25 protein-coding genes are annotated in these 21,873 nt (G+C 46.6%); 4 read left to right on the plus strand and 21 right to left on the minus strand.

Annotated elements, in window-relative coordinates:
• Position 1 precedes the first annotated feature (1 nt).
• Positions 2 to 736 (minus strand): ABC transporter permease subunit, encoded by a 735-nt coding sequence (locus AC3RV5_RS16650; protein ID WP_489728711.1) that lies wholly within the window; start codon positions 734 to 736, stop codon positions 2 to 4.
• A 2-nt stretch (positions 737 to 738) separates the two neighbouring features.
• Positions 739 to 1,659: an ABC transporter ATP-binding protein gene (locus AC3RV5_RS16655; protein WP_489728712.1), complete on the minus strand. Its 921-nt coding sequence runs from the start codon at positions 1,657 to 1,659 to the stop codon at positions 739 to 741.
• A gap of 223 nt (positions 1,660 to 1,882) precedes the next feature.
• On the opposite strand from AC3RV5_RS16655, the gene AC3RV5_RS16660 reads away from it, so the two are divergent.
• On the plus strand, positions 1,883 to 2,509 hold the full coding sequence (locus AC3RV5_RS16660) for an AhpA/YtjB family protein (RefSeq protein WP_489728713.1): 627 nt from the start codon (positions 1,883 to 1,885) through the stop codon (positions 2,507 to 2,509).
• Positions 2,510 to 2,512: 3 nt separating this feature from the next.
• On the opposite strand, the gene AC3RV5_RS16665 is transcribed toward AC3RV5_RS16660, so the two are convergent.
• From AC3RV5_RS16665 to rpoE, 10 genes are all read right to left on the minus strand, one after another.
• Positions 2,513 to 3,277 carry a TatD family hydrolase gene (locus tag AC3RV5_RS16665; protein ID WP_489728714.1) on the minus strand — a complete coding sequence of 255 codons (765 nt, stop codon included), beginning with the start codon at positions 3,275 to 3,277 and terminating at the stop codon, positions 2,513 to 2,515.
• 17 nt (positions 3,278 to 3,294) lie between these two features.
• Positions 3,295 to 3,942: a pyridoxamine 5'-phosphate oxidase gene (gene pdxH / locus AC3RV5_RS16670; RefSeq protein ID WP_489728715.1), complete on the minus strand. Its 648-nt coding sequence runs from the start codon at positions 3,940 to 3,942 to the stop codon at positions 3,295 to 3,297.
• A gap of 67 nt (positions 3,943 to 4,009) precedes the next feature.
• Positions 4,010 to 4,909 (minus strand): GTPase Era, encoded by a 900-nt coding sequence (era, locus tag AC3RV5_RS16675; protein WP_489728716.1) that lies wholly within the window; start codon positions 4,907 to 4,909, stop codon positions 4,010 to 4,012.
• A complete protein-coding gene (gene rnc, locus AC3RV5_RS16680) occupies positions 4,902 to 5,585 on the minus strand; it encodes a ribonuclease III (RefSeq protein ID WP_489728717.1) in 684 nt (227 codons plus the stop codon). Before rnc ends, era begins: the two co-directional genes overlap by 8 nt.
• Positions 5,586 to 6,491, minus strand: a complete 906-nt coding sequence (gene lepB, locus AC3RV5_RS16685; RefSeq protein ID WP_489728718.1) for a signal peptidase I — start codon at positions 6,489 to 6,491, stop codon at positions 5,586 to 5,588.
• Positions 6,492 to 8,288, minus strand: a complete 1,797-nt coding sequence (lepA, locus tag AC3RV5_RS16690; protein WP_489728719.1) for a translation elongation factor 4 — start codon at positions 8,286 to 8,288, stop codon at positions 6,492 to 6,494. It abuts the gene before it with no gap.
• 183 nt (positions 8,289 to 8,471) lie between these two features.
• Positions 8,472 to 8,963 (minus strand): SoxR reducing system RseC family protein, encoded by a 492-nt coding sequence (locus AC3RV5_RS16695; RefSeq protein ID WP_489728720.1) that lies wholly within the window; start codon positions 8,961 to 8,963, stop codon positions 8,472 to 8,474.
• A complete protein-coding gene (locus AC3RV5_RS16700) occupies positions 8,956 to 10,008 on the minus strand; it encodes a MucB/RseB C-terminal domain-containing protein (protein WP_489728721.1) in 1,053 nt (350 codons plus the stop codon). Before AC3RV5_RS16700 ends, AC3RV5_RS16695 begins: the two co-directional genes overlap by 8 nt.
• On the minus strand, positions 9,959 to 10,564 hold the full coding sequence (locus tag AC3RV5_RS16705; protein WP_489728722.1) for a sigma-E factor negative regulatory protein: 606 nt from the start codon (positions 10,562 to 10,564) through the stop codon (positions 9,959 to 9,961). Before AC3RV5_RS16705 ends, AC3RV5_RS16700 begins: the two co-directional genes overlap by 50 nt.
• A gap of 133 nt (positions 10,565 to 10,697) precedes the next feature.
• Positions 10,698 to 11,276 carry an RNA polymerase sigma factor RpoE gene (gene rpoE, locus AC3RV5_RS16710; RefSeq protein ID WP_489728723.1) on the minus strand — a complete coding sequence of 193 codons (579 nt, stop codon included), beginning with the start codon at positions 11,274 to 11,276 and terminating at the stop codon, positions 10,698 to 10,700.
• A 247-nt stretch (positions 11,277 to 11,523) separates the two neighbouring features.
• Between rpoE and nadB the strand changes: the two genes are divergently transcribed.
• On the plus strand, positions 11,524 to 13,125 hold the full coding sequence (nadB, locus tag AC3RV5_RS16715) for an L-aspartate oxidase (RefSeq protein WP_489728724.1): 1,602 nt from the start codon (positions 11,524 to 11,526) through the stop codon (positions 13,123 to 13,125).
• Here nadB and AC3RV5_RS16720 read toward each other — a convergent pair.
• From AC3RV5_RS16720 to AC3RV5_RS16730, 3 genes are read right to left on the minus strand one after another with little or no spacing between them, the layout of a single operon-like run.
• Positions 13,118 to 14,059, minus strand: a complete 942-nt coding sequence (locus tag AC3RV5_RS16720; protein WP_489728725.1) for a MaoC family dehydratase — start codon at positions 14,057 to 14,059, stop codon at positions 13,118 to 13,120. The two genes, nadB and AC3RV5_RS16720, sit on opposite strands and share 8 nt — an antisense overlap.
• A gap of 32 nt (positions 14,060 to 14,091) precedes the next feature.
• Complete coding sequence (locus AC3RV5_RS16725; RefSeq protein WP_489728726.1) at positions 14,092 to 14,529, minus strand: protein YgfX; 438 nt, start codon at positions 14,527 to 14,529, stop codon at positions 14,092 to 14,094.
• Complete coding sequence (locus AC3RV5_RS16730; RefSeq protein ID WP_489728727.1) at positions 14,516 to 14,767, minus strand: FAD assembly factor SdhE; 252 nt, start codon at positions 14,765 to 14,767, stop codon at positions 14,516 to 14,518. Before AC3RV5_RS16730 ends, AC3RV5_RS16725 begins: the two co-directional genes overlap by 14 nt.
• A 166-nt stretch (positions 14,768 to 14,933) precedes the next feature.
• On the opposite strand from AC3RV5_RS16730, the gene ygfZ reads away from it, so the two are divergent.
• Entirely contained in the window at positions 14,934 to 15,887 is a 954-nt protein-coding gene (ygfZ, locus tag AC3RV5_RS16735; RefSeq protein ID WP_489728728.1) for a tRNA-modifying protein YgfZ, read from the plus strand.
• Positions 15,888 to 15,957: 70 nt separating this feature from the next.
• Positions 15,958 to 16,443: an FKBP-type peptidyl-prolyl cis-trans isomerase gene (locus tag AC3RV5_RS16740; protein ID WP_489728729.1), complete on the plus strand. Its 486-nt coding sequence runs from the start codon at positions 15,958 to 15,960 to the stop codon at positions 16,441 to 16,443.
• Positions 16,444 to 16,531: 88 nt separating this feature from the next.
• On the opposite strand, the gene glnB is transcribed toward AC3RV5_RS16740, so the two are convergent.
• From glnB to AC3RV5_RS16770, 6 genes are all read right to left on the minus strand, one after another.
• Complete coding sequence (gene glnB / locus AC3RV5_RS16745; protein ID WP_489728730.1) at positions 16,532 to 16,870, minus strand: nitrogen regulatory protein P-II; 339 nt, start codon at positions 16,868 to 16,870, stop codon at positions 16,532 to 16,534.
• Between the two features lie 23 nt (positions 16,871 to 16,893).
• On the minus strand, positions 16,894 to 17,724 hold the full coding sequence (gene nadE, locus AC3RV5_RS16750; RefSeq protein ID WP_489728731.1) for an NAD(+) synthase: 831 nt from the start codon (positions 17,722 to 17,724) through the stop codon (positions 16,894 to 16,896).
• 110 nt (positions 17,725 to 17,834) lie between these two features.
• Positions 17,835 to 19,499: a type IV pilus modification PilV family protein gene (locus tag AC3RV5_RS16755; protein ID WP_489728732.1), complete on the minus strand. Its 1,665-nt coding sequence runs from the start codon at positions 19,497 to 19,499 to the stop codon at positions 17,835 to 17,837.
• Positions 19,500 to 19,501: 2 nt separating this feature from the next.
• Complete coding sequence (locus tag AC3RV5_RS16760) at positions 19,502 to 20,635, minus strand: PilX N-terminal domain-containing pilus assembly protein (protein WP_489728733.1); 1,134 nt, start codon at positions 20,633 to 20,635, stop codon at positions 19,502 to 19,504.
• A complete protein-coding gene (locus AC3RV5_RS16765) occupies positions 20,625 to 21,257 on the minus strand; it encodes a prepilin-type N-terminal cleavage/methylation domain-containing protein (RefSeq protein WP_489728734.1) in 633 nt (210 codons plus the stop codon). The genes AC3RV5_RS16760 and AC3RV5_RS16765 overlap by 11 nt, the downstream gene beginning before the upstream one ends.
• Complete coding sequence (locus tag AC3RV5_RS16770) at positions 21,251 to 21,769, minus strand: GspH/FimT family pseudopilin (RefSeq protein WP_489728735.1); 519 nt, start codon at positions 21,767 to 21,769, stop codon at positions 21,251 to 21,253. Before AC3RV5_RS16770 ends, AC3RV5_RS16765 begins: the two co-directional genes overlap by 7 nt.
• Positions 21,770 to 21,873 lie beyond the last annotated feature (104 nt).

Raw genomic sequence — 21,873 nt, forward strand, 5'->3', positions numbered from 1 at the left:
CCTAGTCCGCCTTCTTCTGTTCAATAATCAACAAGCCGGCATATAACCAGCTAAGGGTTACTAGCAGGAAATAACCAACATCGTTCAGGGCTATTACACCTTTAGCCAGCGCTTCAAAATGATTCAAAAAACTAAAGGAGGCTATGGTATCGAGCAACAATGACGGCGCCCACCCTTTAAATGAATCCAGCACTATGCCACTGCCACTTACCACAAATAAAAAGCACACAACCACGGCCAAAATAAAAGCTACCACCTGATTTTTGGTTAGTGCAGACATGCACATGCCTATGGCCAAAAATCCCCCGGCCATTAGCCAGCTACCAAGGTAGGCGGCCAAGATAATACCGTTATCCGGTTCCCCTAAATAGTTGACTGTTAGCCACAGTGGAAAGGTTAACAACAACGCTAATCCCAGTACCACCCAAGCCGCAAGGTATTTGCCTAACATCACCTGCCAGGTGCTGATAGGTAAGGTCATCAACAGCTCGATACTGCCGCTTTTGCGCTCTTCAGCCCAACTACGCATGGCAATGGCTGGCACTAAAAACAGGTATAACCAAGGGTGAAAATTGAAAAACGGCAACAAGTCTGCTTGCCCCCTTTCATACAGGTTACCGATGAAAAACGCAAAGACGGCCGATAGCACCAAAAAAATCCCGATAAACACATAGGCCACGGGTGATGCAAAAAAGCTGGCAAATTCTCGCCTAAATAAAATACTGACATGCCCCATAATTACACGGCCTCCTTAGTAATATCTCGAAATACTTGATCCAGACGTCCCTGCTCGATAAACAAGGTATCAACAGGCAACTTATTACGCTGCACATGGGCAGTCACCTGATGCAATATTTGACGCCCAGGTTCAGGGAACAAAGTGACATGGCCGGTTTTGCGCTCCACTTCCATATCCGCGACGCCATCGAGCTCTGCCAGCCCGGAAATATCTGCTAAATAACTGAAATGCATAGTTATCGCCTGGTAATAGCGAGAACGTTGTTGTAAGTGCAACGGCGTATCATCAAACAGCAATCGGCCTTTGGCGATGATCATCACCCGATTACACACTGCCGTGACCTCCTCCAGAATATGAGTCGAAATAATCACGATCTTGTCTTTGGCTAACTGGGTAATAAGCTCTCGAACCTGGTGTTTCTGGTTAGGGTCAAGACCATCGGTGGGCTCATCTAAAATCAGTATATCCGGATCGTGCAGTAAAGCTTGAGCCAGACCCACCCGGCGCTTAAAACCTTTAGACAGGTTTTCTATGGGGCGGTTAATGACCTCCTGTAACTCCACCTGTTCCACTACGTCTAAGATCCGTCGCTGCTTTTCCTGACCACTAAATCCCCGAATTTCAGCAATAAATTTAAGAAACTGATAAGGCGTCATATCACCATAGGCAGGGGCACCCTCAGGCAGATACCCTATCCTTTTTTGCAACTCGGTAGCGGCTTTGGCCATAGGCAAATCAAAGATGGTGATATCACCACTGGTAGGGGGTAAAAAGCCCGTGAGCATCTTCATGGTGGTGGACTTACCGGCCCCATTTGGCCCTAAAAAACCCACTATATCGCCGGGCTGAATGTCGAAATTCAAGTCGTCTACGGCGGTGAAATGCCCAAACGACTTAATCAAATTTTTTACAGATATCATAGTGTCCCTATAATGACCGAAAGTTTAGCGCGAATAAGATATAGCTATCCATCTTGGGTTTCAACGGCTGATCACGTTGATTGCTGATTAATATTTTGATGGTTGAGCTATCCCAAACAAAGTTGTTGGACAAATGAACGATAGTGAAAATAAGCGACTCTTTTAGCCGATGAAACAGGAAATATCTTGGCAAATATACTGGCTTCCCTTATTGTCACTCCCTATGAATATGGCAAAAACATCCTTACCTTCTGCTGCTCAGCAGATACACAGTCGCTACTCTATAGTTAAGCGCATTGTAAATCTGGCGTTGGCGATCATAATCAGTCTGCTTTTTATCAATTTGTGGTTACTTGGCAACGAGCAAGCTGAAAACTGGCACCACAAACAAATGAATCAACTGGGTAATAGTTTAAGCCTGTTAGCCAGTAGAGTGTTAGTGACACCGATAATTCAAAAAGATTCAATGGGCATAACCAGCTTATTGCAACATTGGGTGAATGATCCCCATGTATTAAGCGCTGCCGTGTATGACCAAAATGGTCAAATACTAGAACAACAGGGGGACAACAGGCCACTGGTAAGTCGCTACCATGAGCAGCAGGATCTGCCGTTGGTATTTGTCGAAGACATCCACAACGAGCAACAAATATACGGATATGTACGTTTGATGCTCAGTGCCGAAAAAGTCATGGCCTATCACGGGGACTATCAACGTCAACTTCGCCAGCAACTCGAATTGTTTATCTTATTAGCTGCCTGTGGTGCGCTAATAGTGACCCGAGCCTTTTATAAACTTCGTTATCGCAATTATGCCAAAACTGACAAACCTGCCGCTAAAATAAACTAAAAACTAGTCCAGGGAGAATATATCCTTGGTGTTTTTTTCACAGGCGTAGGCGACGTCTTCATCACTTTCATTTCGCAACTCTTGCAGGGCAGCGAGTATCAGAGGCAAATAAACGGGGCTGTTACGCTGCCCCTGCTTACCATGTAATGGCATATCCGGAGCGTCGGTTTCCAATACCAAACTCGATAGCGGTAGCACACTGATCACCTCGCGGGTTTTGCTCGCCCGGGTATAGGTAATAATTCCACCGACGCCCAATTTAAAACCCATTTCAACATAGGTTTGTGCTTCATACAGGCTACCGGAAAACGCATGTATTATGCCGCCTTTGCTGGGTAAATGACCTTTCAGGGTGCGGATAAGCTGGTTGTGCGAGCGCCTATGATGAACAATGACAGGCAACTGGTGTTTCTCGGCCAGTAGCAACTGTTGCACGAAGACTTGTTCCTGCACGTCAGGCGCGCATTTTAGACTGTTATCCAGGCCTATTTCACCTACTGCCACCACACTCTGTCTGTGCCGGGTTAAGAGTTGATCCAGCAACGTCAGGTCATCCTCGTTATATACCTCGAGGAAATAAGGATGCAAACCTAAGGCAAATTCCAGCAGAGACGAAGACTGACACAAAGAGATCTGTCGGGGCCAACTTGCTGCCTGGGTGCCGGGGATCACCACCTTGTGAATATTGCTTGCCTGACACTGGAGCAAGATGTTATCAACATCTCCAGCGAAACACGGGAAATCCAGGTGACAGTGACTATCAATCATCTACGAGCTGCCTGTTTTTAGGGCATGAGACGCTGAATAGACCAGCTTTTGTGCATCTCTGTCTGTCTGCTAAAGACAAACCTGTCATGCAATCGGTGATCTCCCCCTTGCCAAAATTCAATTTCTAAGGGGAGCACCCGGTACCCTCCCCAAAATTCAGGTACAGGAATAACAGCATCTTGAAATTTTTGTTTAATACACTCAAATCTGGTCAGTAGGGCTTCGCGACTGGCAACAGGCGCACTCTGATGGGATGTCCAGGCAGCGAGCTGGCTTAACCTGGGGCGAGAGGCGAAATATACAGCCACCTCTTCACGCTCCAGCATTTGTGCCCTGCCTCGTATCACTACCTGACGTTCTAGTGGGTGCCAGGGGAAATGCAGGGACATTTGTTGGTTAGCGGCGAGATCCCGTGCCTTGCGGCTGGCCAAATTTGTATAAAAGGCAAACCCCACCTGGTTTACGTCTTTCAACAACACAATGCGCTGGGAGGGTTGTCCTGATGCATCAACAGTGGCCACTGTCATGGCAGTTGGATCGCTCAACCCGGCCTCGACGGCCTCGGCCATCCATCGCTCAAATTGCGCAAAAGGATCGCTACTAAGGCTGTCTTCGGTTAAATTAGCTCGGCTATATTCACGTCTTATGTTACTCAAGGGTTGCACGGCATAGTTCCTAAATAGACTTAATATTGCTGACTAAACGGCCATGAAATAAAAACGGATGACTAACCTACTCTTGACCGTAACCCAAGCTGCGCAAAGCACGCTCATCGTCAGCCCAACCAGATTTCACTTTGACCCACAGCTCTAAAAACACCTTAGTATCAAATAAATGTTCCATGTCTTTACGCGCTTCGGCGCCGATGGTTTTCAGGCGCTGTCCCCCTTTGCCTATCACCATACTTTTCTGGCTATCGCGCTCCACCAGAATTAAACCATTAATCCGATAGATGCCATTATCAGCCAGCATAAATTGCTCGATTTCCACTGTTACCGAATAGGGTAATTCGTCACCGGTGAAACGCATTAATTTCTCGCGAATAATTTCTGCGGCCATAAAGCGGCTCGAGCGATCGGTAATATAGTCTTCGGGAAAATAGAACTCACTAGGAGGCAAATTTTGCTTAACCAATTCCCGTAACTGACTAACATTCTTGCCATTTTTTGCTGAAATAGGCATGATTTTTTGAAAATTATGTTGCTCACCTAACCATTTAAGATGAGGCATCATGGTTTCTTTATCTTTAACGTTGTCAGACTTGTTGACTATTAACCAGCATTGCACACCACTTTGTATGATCTTGGTCAATACCATTTGATCATCATCTGTCCAGCGCGTCCCTTCTACTAAAAACAGAACCAGGCCCACATCTGCAATCGAGCTTGAGGCCGCCCGATTCATAAAACGATTGATGGCGCGCTTTTCTTCAATGTGTAACCCCGGGGTATCTACGTAAACCGCCTGATAATCATCCTGAGTATCTATACCCATGATCCGGTGTCTGGTGGTTTGAGGTTTACGAGAGGTAATGCTGACCTTTTGACCCAGCAAAGCGTTTAGCAAAGTGGATTTTCCAACATTCGGCCGGCCAACAATGGCAATCATTCCGCAATAGGTTTTTTCAGACATGTTTAAGGCTCTCAAATGCTTGCTTGGCCGCTTTTTGTTCAGCTCTGCGGCGACTTTTTCCTTTTCCTAAAATAGGTGAACTAAGACCGGAGACACTGCACTGCACGGTGAATGTTTGTTCGTGGGATTTTCCGCCGATATTGATGACCTCGTAGTCAGGTAAAGGCAACTGCCTAGCTTGAAGGTACTCCTGTAAGCGGGTTTTGTCATCTTTAGGTGTGGCATCGGGATCCAAGGCATCCAGACGCTGGTTAAACCAGGCAAGGATAAGGGGTTCACACTCCTGCATGCCCACCTCTAAATAAATAGCACCTATTATCGCTTCAACCGCATCGGCTAATATCGAGTCACGCCTGTGGCCGCCACTTTTTAATTCCCCCGGCCCCAGCAATAATAAATCGCCTAAGGCAAACTCCCGGGCGACTTCGGCCAGGGTGTCTCCTTTGACTAAACTGGCCCGCATGCGAGTTAAATTGCCTTCGGGTTGTTTGGGAAAACGCTCGAATAGCGCCTTGGCAATAACCAAACCTAACACGGCATCCCCCAGGAATTCCAGTCGCTCATTATGTTTAGCGCCAACGCTGCGATGGGTCAGTGCCACTGTCAAATTATCGGGGTTGGCAAACTTATACCCGAGCTTGGTGTACAAAGGTTTATAGGGATCAATCAACTGCATCTAAACTATGCCACCAACACGATTAAACCGCACGCCAGTGGGGACCCAGCTTGGTACCCAACTACTAGGTGCCCGATCAAATTCAAAGCTTATCCAGATGGCAACCGCTTTGCCGACCAAATTGGCATCAGGCACAAACCCCCAGAATCGACCATCGAGACTATTATCTCTGTTATCACCCATCATGAAATAATGTCCCTCAGGTACTATCCACTCGTCTGCCTGGGTACCGGGTTGTTGATAATAATCCTGGGTGCGAGTCATATTACTCGCCATGCGATAGATATCATGGCTTACCGCGCCCAACGTCTCTTGGTATTTTTCAAGAGGAACGAAACTCTGAAAAGCATCCCCACGACTCTCGAAATTAAGCTCAACAGGAGCAATGGGCTCGCACTTATCGGCTTGCTCGCAAGCCGCTTTGATAAACAGCTGTTTGTTACGATAGATAACCGTATCACCAGGTAAGCCGACCACGCGTTTTATGTAATCTTGGCTGGGATTCTTGGGATATTTAAACACCGCCACATCACCGCGTTCCGGTGCCCCTATATCCCAGAACTTATGTCTGGCCACAGGATCTTTAAGACCATAAGTGAACTTCTCCACTAAAATAAAATCCCCTACCAACAGAGTTGGCATCATCGAGCCTGATGGAATTTGAAAAGGTTCATACAAAAAAGAACGCAACACTAAAACAAAAGCGATAACGGGAAATATCTGCTGAGCGGTATCGACCAGCCAAGGCAGCCTGTGTTCTTGGGGGTGTGCACTTACATGGGAACCGTCTTGCGCCACTACCATGCGTTCTTTACGCTTGGGTGCAAACATAAGTGAATCAGCCAACCAGATTAGGCCTGATGCGACTGTCAGCACCACCAGAAATATAGAGAAGTAATTTGCCATTTATTTTCCAACCTTAAGGAGTGCCAGGAAGGCCTCTTGGGGTAACTCAACATTGCCTACTGACTTCATGCGTTTTTTACCATCTTTTTGTTTCTGTAAGAGTTTCTTCTTACGACTAATATCACCACCATAACATTTGGCGATAACGTTTTTACGCAACTGCTTGATCGTACTACGAGCGATGATCTGGTTACCGATAGCCGCCTGGATAGCAATATCAAACATTTGTCTGGGGATCAATTCGCGCAGTTTTTCCACTAGTAGGCGACCACGGCCCTGGGCATTATCTTTGTGGGTGATCATGGCCAATGCATCGACCCGTTCACCATTGATCATGATGTCCAGTCTAGACATTTCTGCTGTTTGAAAGTGTTTAAAATTGTAATCAAGTGATGCAAAGCCACGACTGGTCGACTTAAGTTTGTCGAAGAAATCCATGACTACTTCAGCCATAGGCAACTCATAAGTGACGGCGACCTGCTTACCGTGATAGGTCATGCTGGTCTGCATACCACGCTTTTCGATGCAAAGGGTAATCACATTACCCAGATATTCTTGGGGCACCAATATATGCGCCTCGACTATCGGCTCGTGAATTTCGTGGATCTCATTGACTGGCGGCAGCTTAGACGGATTATCCACATAAACGGTATCACCGGATGTCGTTACCACTTCGTAGACCACCGTGGGCGCAGTAGTGATTAAATCTAAGTCGTATTCCCGCTCCAGGCGTTCCTGAATGATTTCCATATGTAACATACCCAAGAAACCAATCCGGAATCCAAAGCCCAACGCAGAAGAACTTTCAGGTTCAAAGAATAACGATGCATCATTGAGGCTTAATTTCGCCAGCGCGTCGCGGAAATCTTCGTAATCGTCTGAACTGATGGGAAACAAGCCAGCATAAACTTGGGGTTTGATTTTTTTAAATCCCGGTAAAGCTTTGTCCGTGGGGTTGCGGGCAGAAGTGATGGTGTCACCCACTGGGGCACCATGAATTTCTTTGATGCCAGCGACAATAAAGCCAACTTCGCCGGCCCGCAGAACGCCGGTTTCGGTGGCTTTGGGGGTGAAAATTCCGACTTTGTCCACTTGATGAATAACGCCGTTAGACATGATTTTTATCTTGTCATTTTTGCGTAATTCACCCTGCATAATGCGCACCAGTGAAACCACTCCCTGGTAGTTATCAAACCAGGAATCCACAATCAGAGCCTGTAAGGGGGCATCAATTTCTCCGACCGGCGCAGGTATGCGCCTGACGATAACCTCAAGCACGTCTTCTATGCCCAGCCCGGTTTTGGCCGAACAACGCACTGCGTCAACTGCGTCTATGCCGACTATATCTTCAATTTCCTCCGCCACCCGATCTGGTTCAGCTTGGGGTAAATCAATTTTATTGAGGATCGGCACGACTTCCATATTCAAATCTATAGCCGTGTAACAATTAGCCAGGGTTTGTGCTTCCACACCCTGGCCGGCGTCAACCACCAGCAAAGCTCCTTCACAAGCAGCCAGTGAGCGGGATACTTCATAAGTGAAGTCCACATGTCCGGGGGTGTCGATAAAATTCAGTTGATAGGTTTCCCCATCTTTGGCCTTGTAATTGAGCGTCACACTCTGGGCTTTAATAGTAATGCCCCGCTCCCGCTCGATATCCATTGAATCGAGAACTTGTGCCGACATTTCCCGCTCGCTCAAGCCACCACAGTGCTGGATCAAACGGTCAGACAGTGTGGATTTACCATGATCGATGTGCGCGATTATTGAAAAGTTACGTATGTGCTTGTGTTGCATAGACTTTTGAAAAGTACCTAGTACGTTTTGCCTGCCCTAAGCGTAATTTTGCAAGCAGCGCATATGTGCTGAAGGAAACTAGGGGAACAAATTAATTAAATAGAAGGGGATTTTACAATTTTATCGACCAATTTGCGATAAAGAACTCGGCAGTTATGCATAATTCTTACTTAATGAGGGGTTTTAGTCGGAGACTTCTAGATCGAGACAGTCAATTCGCCTGGGCAATACAGCCAGCAGGCTCGGTTCATATCGTTTCGGATTATAAAGGGTCAAGTAATACCTTACCCCGTAAAAACTGACACTCGCACTAGCAAACGCCAGCAAAATCACCGCGCCTTCTCCTTCGATCCCCATTGCTTTAAGCGCAAAAGAGCCAACCACTGATGCCAGCAGTAACATGACCAGAGGCAATATATACACGAGCAAAGATGCGCCCAGTAACAGGTTTTCCGGAATACCCAATTTCACATCTTGGCCAATGCCCACAGCTTGCTCACAAGCTAACCAAAGCTGATCTTTTTTAGGGGAGAAAGCTCGGGCGATGATACCGGTGCCACACTCGTCTTTGGCCTGGCAACCACCACAAGTAGATTTGATCTGAGTTTCGATACACACATAGCGACGTCCCTGTTTAAACTCGATAGCGGTGACTGTGCCTATTTCTTCAATCATGACCTGGTGCCAAACGTATAGAATTGGCTATATTATTGGCGGTTTTCGGGGGAAGTTTGCCGATCACCGTTACATTGAGTTGGCCTTGATTGCGCGTTAACAGCGTATCGGATTCGTGACGCAATAAAATATCCTGACTTAATCCGTCATTTTGCGCCTCCCGCATGTAAACCGACACATCCACCAATCCGTCACTTAACATCACGTATTCAACAGTTTGGCCGGTAATAGGCAAGCGGTGCACATCGCGTTTTATTTCCGTCATGCCCACTGGCAAATAACGGATATTCCAAATAGGTTTATTGTCTTGCGGTGGACGCATTTTTAACACTTCCGGTAACATCGCAGGTTCGATTTTGGCGAAAAAAGGATCCGGCTGTTCAGTAACTTGACAGGCTGTTACCTGAATTTGCTCTAAAAGTTGACCGTTTAGATCAACCAAATTGAGTTTGAGCATCAAACCCGTTTCCTGATCCAGCCATATATTCATGCCAAAGCGAGTTTTATCTTTACTTACCACACGGATCTGTTGAGCAGCTCGTCCGGATATACGACTACGACCCACCATTACAAAATCGTAGCTAGCGCGCAATTCTTCTGGCTGTTGAAAGAACTCACTGGGAAAGGGACCGTTGATCACCGATGACTGCAAAGAATAAGGGGGCACATTGGGTTCAAAATAGCTGACCTTGTCGCCAATGCGCACCACTTCACGCCCTGGGCCATTGAGCAAGTTCAACTGTTCCATTTTCACCGCGTTGCTATCCACAGCATGGCGCCACAAGTAAGGCTGCGAATCCACCCCAGGTTTGAGCAATACAAAAGAAATACTGTAATTGAGCGTAGAATGGGCTTGAGCCATCTTGTCGAGCCAGGCCTGAGCACTATTGGAAGGGTATGATTTTTCGCTACTTTGTTGAACTTCGGCGCCCTCAACGGTGACGCCAAAAGACAACAGACAGATTAAACAAATCTGTCTTAGCGGGAGCCCAAAATTATTTTTGCGGCGCGTTTTCAACGTTGTCGTACTGCTGACTGATATCATGTGATCCTGAATCTGCTTGTTCTTCAATCGGCACTGCCTTAAATCGTAATTGCTGTTTATGATCATTTAAATAGGCATTTATTACCCGTCTTTGCTCAGAAGCATCAGTACGGGGTAACGTGCGGGTTTGTTCCAGACTAACAGGTGACAACCCACCTTGAATGCCTAAAATCGACGGTGCAGAATTAAAAGGTTGATCCAGTTCCGGTTGATTAAACTGTTGCACGCCAATAATCATAGCAACCGCGACCGAGGCAGCAATGGCCATTTGGCCGCCCTGTTTGGCAAAGGGTACCACACTGCCAATTAAAGGCAGATCTCGCCAGGATTTTTTGGGTGCCAATATTGAGGGTTCAGATTGCAGCGCTGCGGCAACATTCGCCGCAATATCAAAATTGATTTGGTCCGGTAACTCTTGACGCAGCCCATCGCGTATCAAATGATAACGCTGCCACTTTTGCGCCAGAAGTTCATCGGTTTTCAGTTCATCGATTAATTGATGCGACTGTAACTCACCATCAACCCAAGCAGACAAATTTTCAATCTTTTGCGACATATAAGAAGGTTCCTGAATATACGCTTAAACTCATTCTCATTCGAAATAAACCTCTATCTCAAATATCTGTTGTACCGACTATCCAATTGTCATAATTTTTTTGTTACGGTTGCCTGCTCCAACCCCTTTACGCCTAGTTTTGCAATAAGGGTTGAATAACTTTATCAAGGGCTTCCCGTGCTCGAAAAATTCTTGACCTAACCGTACCAACTGGACAATCCATTACATTGGCAATTTCTTCGTAACTTAACCCTTCCAATTCACGCAAACTGATCGCCATGCGTAAATCGTCGGGTAACTTTTCCATCGTCTCAAACAGCAATTTCTCCATTTGATCCGACATTAAACTTTTTTCCGGTGAGTTGTTCTCTTTCAACGCCTCACTGCCGTCATAATAATCTGCGTCGTCTGCATCGACGTCGCTGGCCGGTGGTTTTCTGCCCTGGGAAACCAAATAGTTTTTCGCACTGTTTACCGCTATTCGGTATAACCAAGTATAAAAAGCACTGTCGCCTCTAAAGTTAGGTAATGCACGATAAGCTTTAATAAAGGCTTCTTGTGCTACGTCAGCAACATCCCCGGAGTTTTTCACGTATCGTGAAACCAAATATGCAACTTTGTGTTGGTATTTAATCACCAACAAACCAAAAGCATTTTTATCCCCGCGTTGCACTTTTTCAACAATTTGCTGATCTGTTAACTGCTCGCTCATTCGAGCCACTACTCCTGCTACAATAACTACTATGGCTCATGCAAGCACTATAATTGACCGTGCTAGATACAATAAGTTCGTTTTATCTCATGCTTTTTGCAAAATTAATTTAATTAAAGCCGGTAAAAGACTCGAGGTCTTCAGTTAAACCGCACCATAGTCAGTTAAATTTTATAATCCATTGTATTTTTAAAAACATTAATTAGTATTGCCTGCCAATATCGACATTCCAGGTCTAGTTTACCTTATGCGCTCCTCATTTGAACATCGTTGTGACGTACTTATTATTGGTAGTGGTGCTGCCGGCCTGAGTCTGGCCTTAAAACTTGCGGAATATTGCCAAATAATAGTGTTAAGCAAGAGTAGTCTGGCAGAGGGATCAACCAAATACGCCCAAGGTGGCATAGCAGCGGTATTTGACGAAGATGATTCCATTGAATCCCACGTTAAGGATACCTTACTGGCCGGGGCCGGTCTGTGTGATGAAAAAGTGGTGCATTACACGGCATCCCGCGCCAAGGCGTGTATGCAATGGTTGATCGATTTTGGCATGCCCTTTGACCAGGTTACGGACAAGCCCGGGGAGCAAAAATTTCACTTAACCCGTGAAGGCGGACACAGCCATAGACGCATTTTACACGCCGCAGATGCAACCGGTGCCGCTGTGCAGGTCACCCTAATTGACGCAGTAAAACAACACCCTAACATCCATTTGTTCGAACGCTACAATGCGGTAGATTTAATCAGAAGTGTTGAAGATCCGAATTTGCTGCTCGGTGCTTATGTGTGGAATCGTAATCAGGAACACGTCGAAGTCATACGAGGTAAGTTTGTCGCCCTGGCAACAGGTGGCGCCAGTAAAGTCTATCAATATACGTCCAATCCCGATGTATCCAGTGGTGATGGTATTGCCATGGCATGGCGCGCAGGTTGTAGTATAGCCAACATGGAATTTAACCAGTTTCACCCCACTTGTCTGTTTCATCCTGAAGCGGGAAATTTTCTGATAAGTGAGGCGCTGCGTGGCGAAGGCGCTATTTTATGCCACGCAGATGGCACGCCTTTTATGCAGAAATTTGACCCGCGCGGGGATTTGGCGCCCCGGGATATCGTAGCCCGAGCCATAGATTTTGAAATGAAACGCCTGGGGGCAGACTGTATGTATTTAGATATCAGTCACAAACCCGCGGATTTTATCACTAAACATTTCCCCAATATCTACCGTAAATGTCGTGCCCTAGGCATAGATATTACGCGCATGCCAATACCAGTGGTACCTGCCGCCCATTATAGCTGTGGCGGAGTGGTTACAGATTTCGATGCAAAAACCGATTTAGACAACCTCTATGCTCTGGGTGAAGTGGCCTATACCGGGTTGCATGGTGCCAATCGAATGGCCAGTAATTCATTGCTCGAATGCATCGTTTTTGCCCATGCCGCAGCCGAGCATATCACCCAACGTCTGGGGGATAAGGAGTCCATTGAAAGTATTGAACCCTGGGATGAAAGCAAAGTTGGCAATTCCGATGAAGAAGTGATCATCCAACACAACTGGCATGAGTTACGGCTTTTTATGTGGGACTATGTGGGGATAGTACGCACCAACAAACGCTTGGAACGGGCGCAACATCGTATCGATTTACTCAAGCAGGAAGTCGACGAATACTACTCCTACTTTAGGGTGAGCAACAACCTGCTTGAATTGCGCAACCTGTTAACTGTGGCCGAACTCATCGTAAAATGCGCCCAACTGCGCAAAGAAAGTCGGGGCCTGCACTACAATCTGGATTATCCCGATTTATTGGCTGATCCCAAACCATCAATTATAAAACGTCAAACCGTTAAATGACCTTTATCGCCCCGGTTAAATGGGGCACCTGAGTTTCCCTCTCCGTCAGACTAGTTGTCGCGCTTAAACTGAATGTTATTTCCTGTGACTCGCCGCCGACTATTTTATCACTCTGAATAAAACTGATCTTGGCGGGTAAAAAAATAGGTTTGATGAATTTCGTTTGCACAGAAAAAGCCACGTTAAAATAATCCGGGTATAACTGATACAGTGCTGAAATGCAACGTGCCTTGCTGCACATTCCATGGGCAACCTGACGTTTTAAACCAAAGAGCCGGGCACAAGTTCCATTCAAATGTATGGGGTTAAAATCACCCGATATCGAAGCATAACGGCGACCTAAGTCACTGCCAAGCTGCCAAAACTGCTGTGAGCCACCGTCGAATTTGGTTACAGGCCCGTGACTGGCAGTTCGGCTACCGTGTTGCGAGCCATCTTGAAACAAATTAATGCTTTTGGCTTGCCAACATAGCTGGTCTTTTACTCGCACCTCGGTTTGTAGGGTAAAGACCCAACCTTTTACATGGCGCTGAATGTCCGTTAAATAACAACTTAGCAGCAATTGGTCATCCGCCTTAATCGGTCTAAACTGGCTGATTTGGTTACTGATATGGATAAGACCTAACAACTTAAAAGGGAAGTCGGCCCGGGTCATGAGCAGCAGATGTAAGGGAAAGGCTAAAATATGTAACAAACAAGGATGTAACATCTCACTGTCTGTCCAGTTTACTAACTTGTGGTAGCGGTGTACTTGCTTTGCTGCCATGGGTCCAAGTTCAAGGTGAATAGGTTCCATGCATAGGGCTGGGGGGACAAGCACTCCATTGTGCGCTAGACCCACAGTATAGTTATTGCCTTTAAGGCCCGCTTTGAGCAGGGTTAAAAATTGATTGGGTAAACTTTGCGGGGTGAACATAGAGTCACGTTTTGTCATAATAGGTTTGTTCTTAGGTTTAACGGGCCAGACTAGGAATTTTTTTGCGCGGCGCATACGATACAACGGCACAGACGCCGATAATCCTGCTCGCTCACCTGATCTCTGAAAACCCACTGCCAACTTGGCTTGCCCACCAGTTTGGGCTGTAAACGGATCCACAACACCAGACTGGTCATTTTCGAATCAGGGCTAAGGATCCAGCTGGGCGTGGAGCGTTGATCTAAATAAGTCCACTCCCCTTGGTAAGAGACCACAGCGGCAAAACGTTGTGGTTTGGCCGCTATTTGACGCCAAGTTCGCACAGCATAATATCCTAAAAACACAATGCATAGGCCTTGAAAGACTGCCTGATAGGGCATTATTTCACGCTGCCACAAACAGATAGACAACATCAACACTAAAACAAGAGCGACAAAGCTCCAATATTGAATACGTGACGGACCGAATTCAATCCTATACTTTGACACGATGCAATACGTGCTCAATCAGTCGCTTGAAATCTTTGTCGTGGCAGGCTTGGTGGCCCATAAACCAAGCATATAAATCAGGATCATCACTGGTCAACAAACGCTCAAATATTTCTTTGTCTGCCTCTGACAGGTCATTGAAACCTTCGTCCACAAAGGGCATAAAAAGGACGTCTAATTCCAACATGCCCCTGCGGCATGCCCATTTAAGACGGGCGTATCTGTGCTTGGTGAACATAACTAATCCTTTGATTTAATTTTGAAATAATTTTAACACGAGTTTACCAAGTGCCCCCTTATTTACCAACGTGATTCTGTTTAATCTCGAACCTGCACTTGCTAAATAACTAATTAGCCTTATATCTTTAAGCTAATACTATTAATTGTTGTGAACTTTAATCACTATGTCTCGAATTGATACTGCCAACCAACTACCTGAAAACTTTCTCACCCGCCTGGACAAACAGGGTGTCATTCAAGTCGATGGCGAACAAAGGATTAGCTATTTGCAGGGACAAGTCACGGCAGATATGCAAAAGCTCAGTGCCGATCAGAGCTTGCTAGGATGCCACTGTGATTTCAAAGGTAAGACCTGGAATGTGTTTTACGCTGCACAATTGGGCGGATCGGTATTGTTAATTAGCCATCAAGAAAGCCAGATCACCTCGTTTGCCCAATTACAGAAATACGCAGTTTTCGCCAAAGTTGAGTTAACCCAAAATCAGCAGTGGGTGTGTTTAGCGGGTGCCGGGGAAAGGTTGCAAAACTTGATCAAAGAGCGTTTCCCAGGGCTGCCTGTTGGTGACCGACAAACTGTCAGCAATGCACAGGGCTTGGTCATAGCCATCCAGACTCCAAGACCAAGGTATTTGTTAGTGCTTACCCCTGATGCAGCTCAGGAATTGGTTGAAAACTATGGCCAGGAACTGGCCGACCCTAGCCTTTGGGAGCTGCTAGATATTCAGGCTGGGATCCCTGAAATTCAACAGGCCACCAGCAATGAGTTCGTGCCCCAAATGATGAACCTGCAAGCCTTAAATGGCATCAGTTTCAGCAAGGGCTGCTATATGGGTCAAGAGGTGGTGGCACGCACTAAATTTTTGGGTAAAAACAAACGCGCTGCATTTATTCTCAAAGCAGAGCAAGCCGGGCCTGTGGTCGCAGGTGATGTTTTAGAATCTCCTGCCGGCGAAAATTGGCGCAAAGGCGGCACGGTACTGCGCGCGGCACAACTGAATGAACAGACCTGGCTGTTGGCAGTCGTGGCCAATGACACCGAGGTTGGCTCGATTATGCGCCTCAAGAACCATCCAAATTGTGTATTTACAGTGCAATCTTTACCTTATTCATTAGAATAACCCCGCAAATTCATTTCTTATTATAGCGAATACTCCTTGAGTATTCGCCACCGATTATAGTGGACAATTTATGAACATTTCAGAAAACACAGTCGTGACCATGCACTTCACCGTCAGCTCTGCAGACGGAACCCAAATTGACTCATCAAAAGAAAGCGAACCTATGGTGTTTTTACAAGGTAGCCATTATTTAATTCAAGGCCTGGAAGATCACCTTGAAGGCAAAAAAGCCGGTGACAAATTCGTTTTGGATGTGGAGCCAGAACTGGCCTATGGGGAGCGTCACGATACATTAGTACAAGAAGTACCTAAGACTATGTTTGAAGGTATGGAAATTGAAGCCGGCATGACATTTCGCGCCACCACTGATGACGGTGAGCAATCGGTGATGATCCTGGACGTTGACGAAGAAACAGTTGTGGTAGACGGGAATCATCCCCTGTCGGGTTTAACCCTAACGTTTGATGTGCAAGTGTTAGAAGTACGCCCGGCCAGCGAAGAAGAAATCGCTCACGGCCACCCCCATACACCTGAAGGGTGTGGCCATCAGCATTAGTAATGTGCAGTTGAAGTGATAAAAAAAGGGTTAGATGCTAGCAGCATCTAACCCTTTTTTTTTGTGTTATTGACCCCAGTGCAAATTTCTAAACCGCATCTTCATTTTCTTCTCCGGTGCGAATGCGGATAACCCGCTCGACGTCATACACAAAAATTTTGCCATCGCCAATTTTACCGGTTTGGGCAGTTTTCAGTATAGCTTCTATCGCCAATTCCAGCTGATCATCGGGAAGTATGACCTCAAGCTTCATTTTAGGTAAAAAATCCACGTTATATTCGGCCCCGCGATACAGCTCGGTATGGCCTTTTTGGCGACCAAAACCTTTTACTTCTGTTACTGTCATACCGCTGACACCGACCTCAGCGAGTGCTTCGCGCACGTCATCCATTTTGAAGGGTTTGATAATGGCTTCAATTTTCTTCATTTGTCGTTCTCCTGGTGAGGCTGTTAATCATATATATTGGGGATGGGCACACGTTTATGCTGGGTTTTGTGATAGATATCCAATAAACGCTGGGAAATTTGCAGTGCCACTGGTTTTCCTTCCAGAAAATCATCAATATCGTCGTAACTCATACCTAAAGCCGCCTCATCGGATTTTTGCGGTGCTAGGTTTTCAAGATCCGCCATAGGCGCTTTGTACACCACAGTTAAGGGGGCGCCCAAATATAAAGCGACCTGGCGCACTTGTCGCTTATTTAAACCAAATAATGGTGCCAGATCACAGGCACCATCACCATATTTGGTATAAAAACCAGTGATATTTTCCGCAGAATGATCAGTACCTAACACAAGTCCGTCTAACAATCCGGCAATCTCATATTGAATGATCATACGGGTCCGCGCTTTAACATTGCCTTTGACAAAATCTTGTTTACCCGGGCTGTCAGGCAATAATCCTACCCCCGCCAATGCCTCGCAGGTCTGTTGATCAATAGCGTCTGCCCCTGGCTGTACATTGACACACAAGGAATGACTGGGTTGAATAAAATCAATTGAAGCTTGCGCATCCGCTTCATCCGCCTGCACGTTATAAGGCAGGCGTACGGCAACAAACTGGTATTCTTGTTTTTGCCCGGCATTTAACTGATTGATGGCAAGTTGCGCCAAGCGACCCAAAGTGCATGAATCTATGCCACCGCTAATGCCTAATACCAGCGTTGTCAAACCTGAAGCTTTTAACTGTGTCTTGATGAAATTCACGCGCCGGGTAACTTCATATTCCACATCTATTTCCGGTATAACGCGCATCTCATCAATAACCGCTTGCTTGTGCATGTTTTGTCTCACTGTTGCTGGATAACTTTATGATAATTAATTTTTCACCAAAATACCGCGATAATTTCGGATAAATCTGTGGCAATTTCAATATTCGGCAGTGCGCTTGCCTAAGGCCTGACCGTTAGCAGCACACCATCACCACTTAACACCTGCAAGACATCGAAAGGCGATAACGGGAAACCCGCAACCAGACCTGCATTGCCTTGCGCTAACGATACGCTGATTAGGCTAGTGCCCACCTTAACGCCCTGCACCCATCCCCTACTATAACTCGCATAATAATCCTGCCGTGGATTTGTTATATTTTGCAAGACTTGGCTAGTCACAGTAGCAACTTCCTCATCGGATGAGACCCAGTTTGCTAACAAAGTCACATTTAAATCAAAATACGGCGTCAAGGCCAGCCAATCCGAATCATCCTGATTTATTAGTCGGGCCAGTTTGTGCCTATCCACCGCTTTCAGGCGCTCTATGTACAAAGCTCGGGCCACAAATTGATGACTCACTGTATTGCCTGCATGGGTTCTTGCACTTGGTATTTCAAGCTGATTACTGCCAGTCACGGTGGCAGCAATTTTTTGTTGAATGAATTGCATATAAATATTGCGCTTATTTTGCTGATCCAAATAACCCGGGGGCAATTCAGTCACTGCCAATAACTGCAAATCGGCAAATATTTGATAAAAACCATCTTGACGCTTGAAGTGACAGACCTCCTGATATTCATCTCCCTCGTTTGACGCCAAACGATAAGTACCGTCTTGTGAACGGTTATAATGCTTATGGGCGGCACTTTGTTCAGTGCGATAATATTTATCTGCTTTTACCATGGCGTCTGTGTCGTGATGATCCCGACAGCACTGGACGCATTGCTCAGACTGTACCGTGTCTACCGGTTGGCCGGTCAATTTAGTTGTCCATTGTCCTGGCTCCACTATTTGCCTGTCGCCCTCTAAGGTGATCATGGCAGGCGTCATGCCCAACCCGCGATAAGTCAGGGCACACAGGCAATCGGTCACTAACAGGCTTTGTTTTTGTTGCTGGAGGCGGATAGGCAAGTGTTCAGTAAAGTTGGTGTGGGAGAAATTGACGGTGGCCTTATCCCCATTGAGTCGAACCTGGGGTGAGGAAGTTTGCATAAATTGCTCAGGGGTAACAGCTAGAGGAAAATTATCCGCCGACGGTAAAGAGGTGAAACTAACCTCGGGCCTTGTCTTAGACCCTAACCCCTGATTGTCAATTTGCGCACCGGCACCGATACCAACCGGTGACAAATAGCTGCCCAATGTAACCGTTAGTGTATGCCCTTGATATCCTTGCCAGCTAACGGTCACTACCAAGCGTTTTTGGGGGGCCATAACAGGTAACAAATTCGGTAAATTGAGGGAGCCCTGCTCTAACCAACTGTCGGGAATTTGGTCGTCATCGGTATCGATATAATACCTGTTAGTCACCTGCCAATGTCTGGAAAATACCATCTCATGTTGGGGTTGAGCACTTAATCTCACCTGAACATCCCCAGCAGCAATCAAGCCACCACTGTCAGTGGCTATATAGCTGTAAGCCGAGACACCCTGGTGAGTTTGCAAGGCAGCAAAACTTTGTAAATCGTCCAGTTTTTCCTGAGCAAGATAAAGCGCATGCTGACGCATATTTAAGCTGCTGTCCAAACGAATATACTGGCTTTGTAAGCTCACATAACCCGTTACCCCAAGTAACATAATGCCGCAGGCCACCAACACTTCGAGTAAACTGAAACCCTGATTGTTCACGGTTAAAAATCTCGCCAACTGCCGGGCACACGAGCCAGGCGCTGCAGATTGTCATTCTGCATCAGGGCACTTAACACCCCTAAGTGGTAGCGGACCCGAATATAGCTTCCTGCATCATGCAAGGATTGATTAGTGACCAATGCACCGCTGACATAAGCGCCAACTTCCATACTTACCCCATAGGCATGCAGAATATCAGCCGGGCGAAACATTAAAACCAAGCCAAAAATCATGCTGGTGCTGGCCATAGTCAGATTACCCGATTCAACAATCAGTACCACTGGGTGATCAGGGGAGCCAATAGTTTGACCGTGGGACAAATGACAATCGCCCAAGACCCAGATGTAGGGTGCCTGTTGCCAAGGCAGTTGTGCACAATGATCACTGATCACATCCGCGTCAGCTTTAAGTAATGGCCAGTCTTCGCTGGTAATATTAAACAGGTATTTCAGTAAGTCAGGCGGGAAATCTGCGCCGTTATCGACAATGTCTGCATCGGCTTGGCCCAAAGTGGCATAACCATCCAGTTGGCAACGTTTTTCATCAAAGGCTTGCAAAGCACAAGTGTGGGCGTCACTGACAGAAAGAACACTCGGCTGTCCAGCCCACAGTGAAATAGGTACCCCCGGGGCCCCGCCGTTTGGATTGGCTCCCAGTTGCAAGCCAAGATCCTCAGTTAATTTTTTTGCACTGATCAGCGGGGCCGGCGGAATGACGCCAACTAACGGAAAACGTAATCCTTGCTCACTCATTGTGACTTGTGCCAGGCCATCACTGGAAAAACCAGTGGCACTAATTGTAAATAGCCGCAATGTCAGGGTATTTCGAGGGATATCTTCAAATACTGCAGACACACCAGCGCGTCCGCTGGCTCCCAGTGTCAGGGATTTCGCCTCACCTAACCAATTTACATCCTGTTTAGCAAGGGTGAAACCATGGGCCAGCCCTGCCTTAGCGGCGGCCTTGGCCTGGATATAATTTTGATTATTGAGAATAATTTTATATTCGAGGGATTTCACTCTACTGGTATGCAGGGTTACCAGAGTGATTAACGTCAACAGCAAGGTGACACTGACGATTAACATTGCGCCTCGTTGCCCGTCATGCCGGTCTTGCTTTTGCAATTTACAAGTCATGATTGTTGACTGCAAAACGAATATTCACCTGGCGTGAAATGTCGCTGTCTTTGACTAGATTGGCTACCAGTAACAGAGCGACTTGAGATTGCCTAACCGCTCCTGCCTGTTGTTCGTGAAGCCTAAATTGCAAGCTGACAATTCGCACAACCTGGTTATCGGTTAGATCTTGCCAGCCGCCTGAGTCGCAAGCTGCGCCGTCTACTCTCATCTCTATAGCCTGGTCATGCAATCGATAACCATAGTTCTCGTTGCCATCCACAGTATCCAGCACGCCATTGTGATTGCGATCATAAGTAAATACGATGCAGCTATTTGGAGATTCTCCTGGATAAGCCGACAGTGACACCGAATCAACAAAGGGCCGTTCATTTTCCCCTGGGTGGGTCACCTGTTGACTGGTCAGTCCGTCGAAACCCGCCCGGGAAATATCTCTGCTCATTAGAGTGCTGATGGCCTTAACTTCCTCGTTTAATCTCGAGCTAGTCAGTAGTCTGGCGTTAACCCCTACCCCATAACCAACAAAAGAGCACAACGCAGATAAGGAGGACAAGCCCAGTACCATTGCAATCATCATCTCTACCAGACTGCTGCCAGCTTGTTGTCTTAAATCGACTAACATGGCGGATACCCTCCAAGCTCGCCTGCCGAAATACAGATCCTGACTCGCCCAAGGTTACTAACAATTAATTTTGCCTGGGTCTCATTGTCGCTAAATACCACAGAGCCGGCGTTGCCCATAGCAATACCACGAGCGCCGTCAAATACGGCACTGGTGTCAACGCCAAAACGCAGATTGGTAAGAGATACAGTGGTGAAATCCTGCTGAGAAACCCGCATATCCAATGCATTGAGGCGACAACTACCGGCTATTGCACATTCGCACGGTGCGGCCACATTTAGGCCCAGGCACCAGTTAGGCCCAGGGGTGAATGTGGCGAAGACATCGTTTCCAGAGGCGATAGCTGAGGATCGGCCATGTTGCATAAGAAAATAGCTAGCTTCAATAGCGTGTTTGAGTTGCAGATCATCCTTGGCAGACAGCCAGGCTGGGGCACCGATAGTAACCAATAACATAGTGATGGAAATAATAACCATCAGCTCTAATAAAGACATTCCATGTTGAGCGTTCATTTGTCTTCCGTGTCAATTCACCCCATGCCATCAACCCCAAAAACTCGATTGACATGGCGACTTCAGTCATTCAGGTTTATAAATATAGTTCAATTTGGCAAAAA

The sequence above is a fragment of the Paraglaciecola sp. IT1134 genome, assembly GCF_058068185.1.

Excerpts from the sequence above, each read along its gene's own strand:
- AC3RV5_RS16650 (WP_489728711.1), bottom strand. The coding sequence starts at position 736 with ATGGGGCATGTCAGTATTTTATTTAGGCGAGAATTTGCCAGCTTTTTT.
- AC3RV5_RS16655 (WP_489728712.1), bottom strand. The coding sequence starts at position 1,659 with ATGATATCTGTAAAAAATTTGATTAAGTCGTTTGGGCATTTCACCGCC.
- AC3RV5_RS16660 (WP_489728713.1), top strand. The coding sequence starts at position 1,883 with ATGAATATGGCAAAAACATCCTTACCTTCTGCTGCTCAGCAGATACAC.
- AC3RV5_RS16665 (WP_489728714.1), bottom strand. The coding sequence starts at position 3,277 with ATGATTGATAGTCACTGTCACCTGGATTTCCCGTGTTTCGCTGGAGAT.
- era (WP_489728716.1), bottom strand. The coding sequence starts at position 4,909 with ATGTCTGAAAAAACCTATTGCGGAATGATTGCCATTGTTGGCCGGCCG.
- rnc (WP_489728717.1), bottom strand. The coding sequence starts at position 5,585 with ATGCAGTTGATTGATCCCTATAAACCTTTGTACACCAAGCTCGGGTAT.
- lepB (WP_489728718.1), bottom strand. The coding sequence starts at position 6,491 with ATGGCAAATTACTTCTCTATATTTCTGGTGGTGCTGACAGTCGCATCA.
- lepA (WP_489728719.1), bottom strand. The coding sequence starts at position 8,288 with ATGCAACACAAGCACATACGTAACTTTTCAATAATCGCGCACATCGAT.
- AC3RV5_RS16695 (WP_489728720.1), bottom strand. The coding sequence starts at position 8,963 with ATGATTGAAGAAATAGGCACAGTCACCGCTATCGAGTTTAAACAGGGA.
- AC3RV5_RS16700 (WP_489728721.1), bottom strand. The coding sequence starts at position 10,008 with ATGATATCAGTCAGCAGTACGACAACGTTGAAAACGCGCCGCAAAAAT.
- AC3RV5_RS16705 (WP_489728722.1), bottom strand. The coding sequence starts at position 10,564 with ATGTCGCAAAAGATTGAAAATTTGTCTGCTTGGGTTGATGGTGAGTTA.
- rpoE (WP_489728723.1), bottom strand. The coding sequence starts at position 11,276 with ATGAGCGAGCAGTTAACAGATCAGCAAATTGTTGAAAAAGTGCAACGC.
- nadB (WP_489728724.1), top strand. The coding sequence starts at position 11,524 with ATGCGCTCCTCATTTGAACATCGTTGTGACGTACTTATTATTGGTAGT.
- AC3RV5_RS16720 (WP_489728725.1), bottom strand. The coding sequence starts at position 14,059 with ATGACAAAACGTGACTCTATGTTCACCCCGCAAAGTTTACCCAATCAA.
- AC3RV5_RS16730 (WP_489728727.1), bottom strand. The coding sequence starts at position 14,767 with ATGTTCACCAAGCACAGATACGCCCGTCTTAAATGGGCATGCCGCAGG.
- ygfZ (WP_489728728.1), top strand. The coding sequence starts at position 14,934 with ATGTCTCGAATTGATACTGCCAACCAACTACCTGAAAACTTTCTCACC.
- AC3RV5_RS16740 (WP_489728729.1), top strand. The coding sequence starts at position 15,958 with ATGAACATTTCAGAAAACACAGTCGTGACCATGCACTTCACCGTCAGC.
- glnB (WP_489728730.1), bottom strand. The coding sequence starts at position 16,870 with ATGAAGAAAATTGAAGCCATTATCAAACCCTTCAAAATGGATGACGTG.
- nadE (WP_489728731.1), bottom strand. The coding sequence starts at position 17,724 with ATGCACAAGCAAGCGGTTATTGATGAGATGCGCGTTATACCGGAAATA.
- AC3RV5_RS16760 (WP_489728733.1), bottom strand. The coding sequence starts at position 20,635 with ATGACTTGTAAATTGCAAAAGCAAGACCGGCATGACGGGCAACGAGGC.
- AC3RV5_RS16765 (WP_489728734.1), bottom strand. The coding sequence starts at position 21,257 with ATGTTAGTCGATTTAAGACAACAAGCTGGCAGCAGTCTGGTAGAGATG.
- AC3RV5_RS16770 (WP_489728735.1), bottom strand. The coding sequence starts at position 21,769 with ATGAACGCTCAACATGGAATGTCTTTATTAGAGCTGATGGTTATTATT.